Raw genomic sequence first — 3554 nt, forward strand, 5'->3', positions numbered from 1 at the left:
AGAAACTGATGAAACTAAGAAACATGAAAAGGAAGAAAAACTAAATTTACTAATTTCCAGAGACTATCTTAATAAGGGTGATGCAATGAGAGCTGCCATTAAAGAGCTTTCTGGCGATACACTTACAGATGAGGATATCAACCTGTTTAGACTTCCATATGATAACTACTCATGGTTTGTTTCATTTGCGCCGTATGATAATCCTGAGATTGCTGTGGTAATTATAATACCTCAAGGTGGACATGGTGGCTATGGTGCACCTGTTGCCAGAGACATTTATGCGGATTATTTTAACCTAACAGCACCTGGAGAACCAGAAAATTAAGCGAATAGTCATATATTTTCTTTAATTTATTGAAGAAAATGTTAAAATACTATAAAATATAAGTTGTTATAGTTTGGTGGTGATAAATATCTATGAAAGGCCCTGTCGAATTTAAAGGCAAATTAAATGGTCTATTTATGGTCATTGATGAAAATGCTGATTTTGATAAGGTGTTGGTTTATTTAAAACAACTTCTTGTTAAAAAAGGTGATTTTTATAAAGGCACAAGAATTATTGGCCTAAACGGCGTGACTTATAGTTATAAGCAGAAATCCGCAATTGAAGATGTTATTCTCGAAGCAGGTCTTTTTGTTGAAAGTTTGGAGCTATATGATGACCAAAACAAACGACCAAGACCTTCAATCCCAGTTGCAGAAGCTCAAAGTCCTGCACCTATTGAACCGACGATCGAAAAGGTTGAAGAGAAAGTCGAGAAGGCATTACCAAGTGAAAATGTAGCAAATGAAACTCTTGAGGAAATACATGATGCCACAGATTTGAGATGCGATACCAAATTCGTTTATGGCACTTTAAGATCTGGTAGAAGTGTAGAGTTCCCAGGAAATGTTATTGTTATTGGCGATGTAAATCCCGGTGCTGAAATTATTGCAGAGGGCAATGTTGTCGTCATGGGAAAACTACTTGGTTTTGTTCATGCCGGATCAGCTGGAAATGACCAAGCTATTATTATTTCAAATGTTTTGAAACCAACACAAATTAGGATTTCAAAATTTATTTCGGTACCACCGAATGATGATGAATCCAGTTTTAACTTGATTCCTGAAAAGGCATATGTGAGTGAAGGTCTTATTAAAATAGAAAAATGTCATTAGAATTATGATTTTAAATTAGATTTGGAGGGTTTTTATGGGAGAAGCTATCGTTATAACTTCCGGTAAGGGTGGCGTTGGTAAAACAACGACTACGGCGAATATTGGAGCTGCACTTGCACTTGAAGGCAAAAAAGTATGTGTAATTGATGCTGATATTGGATTAAGAAATTTGGATATCGTATTGGGTCTAGAAAATAGAATTGTATATGATATTGTAGATGTTGTGACAGGTGTTTGTAGAGCTAAGCAAGCACTTATCAAGGATAAGCGATTTGACAATCTTTGTCTTTTACCGGCAGCTCAAACAAAAGATAAAAATTCTGTAACACCAGATCAAATGAAAGAGCTTATCGAAGATTTGAAAAAAACATTTGACTATGTAATTGTTGATTGTCCTGCAGGTATTGAGCAAGGCTTTAAAAATGCCATTGCTGGTGCCAATAGAGCAATTGTTGTTACAACACCTGAAGTTTCAGCTGTAAGAGATGCTGATAGAATTATAGGTCTTTTAGAAGCTGCTGAAATCCATGATCCAAGATTAATCGTTAACAGACTTAGAGTGGATATGGTTAAACGCGGCGAGATGATGACAGTAGAAGATATCGAAGATATTCTTGCAATTGATTTAATTGGGGTTGTACCTGATGATGAAGAAGTTGTAATGAGTACTAATAGAGGGGAACCTGCAGTTTTTAAAGACCAATCATTATCCGGTTCTGCCTTTAGAAACGTCGCTAAGAGAATTATTGGCGAAGAAGTCCCATTTTTACAATTTGACGTTCAAGAAAACTTTTTTGAAAAATTAAAAAGAGCATTCTCATTTGGAAAGTAAGGAGGGGAAGAAATGTTTGACTTATTTGGTTTTCTAAATACAAAAGCAACGAGTAAAGATGTAGCAAAAGAGAGACTAAAGCTTGTATTAGTGCATGATAGAACGAATTGTACACCTGAGCTTTTAGAACTTTTAAAGGAAGACATACTCTCTTCTATATCTGAACATGTGGAATACGATCTTTCAACTTTGGATATTAAAATTACGAGAACAAGAGACGATTCTTCAGGAAGACCTGTCCTTGTTGCGAGTATACCTATCAAAAATATGAAAAGATAAGATTGAGGTCCTTTTAAGGACCTTTTTTTCAGTCGTAAATTAAAATGTTTTTTAACCGTAGAGGTGCAAATTGAATTTAAAAAAAGCCATTACAAACTTTGATTATTTGCTCATTGCAATAATCTTAATCATTTTTTCTGTCGGTGTCATCGCCATAGCAAGTGCAACAAATGTTCAAACAGATGGCATTACCAGACAATTTAAAATGCAAATTATTTCATTTGTCATTGGGCTTGTCATCGTGATTTTAATGCAGATGATTGACTATGAAGTGTTTGGGGAATTTTATATCAGTATATTTTTTATTTCGCTAGGGGTGCTTTTACTGGTTTATGTACCAGGCTTAGGCGTTATTCGTGGTGGTGCAAGAAGCTGGATTGAAATTGGACCGATTGATATACAGACAAGTGAGCTTGCCAAAATAGGATATATTATATTCTTTTCTAAATTCCTTGAAAAAAATCGTGGTGTACAGACATTTAAAGATATTTTAAAGTGTGGCTTGATCTTAGCGCCGTTTTTAGGATTAGTCCTCAAACAACCTGATTTAGGTTCTGGCTTGGTTTTTGTTTTAATCACTTTTGGGATGATGTTTGTCAATGGCCTTAAGTATAGATATATCACTTTGGGTGCTGCTGTTTCTGTTGTTGGGTTGCCATTGATTTATAGGATGCTGGAATCTCATCAACGTGAACGTATTGATGCATTCTTACATCCTGAGGACTTGACCTTGCCTGGTAACTACCATGTTATGCAGTCAAAAATCACCATTGGTTCAGGTCAGATGTATGGCAAGGGTATTTTTCAAGGGGTATACCATCGCCTTGATTATTTACCGGTTCAAGAAAGCGATTTTATTTTCGCTGTTTTTTCCGAAGAAACAGGTTTTGTCGGTGGTTTGGCACTGATTTTCTTCTATTTTCTTTTCTTAATACGACTCTTAATATTAAGCTATAAGGCAAAGGATGAATTCGGTTCAAACATCATCATTGGAATCATCTTCATGTTTGCATTTCAGATTATTGAGAACATAGGAATGACCATGGGGGTTATGCCGGTAACAGGGATTACGCTTCCGTTCTTTAGCTATGGCGCATCTTCAATTGTAACGAGTATGATTGCCATAGGCCTAGTGGAAACCATCTATGTTCGAAGAAAAAAAGGCACATTCATGTATTAATTAAGCCGTTTTGACCCCCTATCATTTTAACCCTATACTGTTAAAATGCATTAATGGCAGGTCTTAAGGATGCGTATTAATCACATTTATATTTTATAAAGTTAT

Annotated in this window: 5 protein-coding genes; all 5 read left to right on the top strand. The window is 35.5% G+C overall.

Going from position 1 to position 3554, the window contains the following annotated elements:
• The coding region (locus AC220I_RS20045; protein ID WP_486725639.1) for a penicillin-binding transpeptidase domain-containing protein at positions 1-325 on the top strand (325 nt) is incomplete at its 5' end.
• A gap of 92 nt (positions 326-417) precedes the next feature.
• Positions 418-1158: a septum site-determining protein MinC gene (gene minC / locus AC220I_RS20050; RefSeq protein ID WP_486725640.1), complete on the top strand. Its 741-nt coding sequence runs from the start codon at positions 418-420 to the stop codon at positions 1156-1158.
• A gap of 34 nt (positions 1159-1192) precedes the next feature.
• A complete protein-coding gene (gene minD, locus AC220I_RS20055; RefSeq protein WP_486725641.1) occupies positions 1193-1990 on the top strand; it encodes a septum site-determining protein MinD in 798 nt (265 codons plus the stop codon).
• Between the two features lie 12 nt (positions 1991-2002).
• Positions 2003-2269, top strand: coding sequence for a cell division topological specificity factor MinE (gene minE, locus AC220I_RS20060; RefSeq protein WP_486725642.1), 267 nt, complete (start codon positions 2003-2005; stop codon positions 2267-2269).
• Between the two features lie 70 nt (positions 2270-2339).
• Positions 2340-3449: a rod shape-determining protein RodA gene (gene rodA / locus AC220I_RS20065; protein WP_486725643.1), complete on the top strand. Its 1110-nt coding sequence runs from the start codon at positions 2340-2342 to the stop codon at positions 3447-3449.
• The last annotated feature ends 105 nt before the right edge of the window (positions 3450-3554 follow it).

The organism is Fusibacter sp., assembly GCF_057447755.1.

Bases quoted from the DNA above. Each gene is read 5' to 3' on its own strand.
- minE (WP_486725642.1), top strand. From the start codon at position 2,003: ATGTTTGACTTATTTGGTTTTCTAAATACAAAAGCAACGAGTAAAGAT.
- minC (WP_486725640.1), top strand. From the start codon at position 418: ATGAAAGGCCCTGTCGAATTTAAAGGCAAATTAAATGGTCTATTTATG.
- minD (WP_486725641.1), top strand. From the start codon at position 1,193: ATGGGAGAAGCTATCGTTATAACTTCCGGTAAGGGTGGCGTTGGTAAA.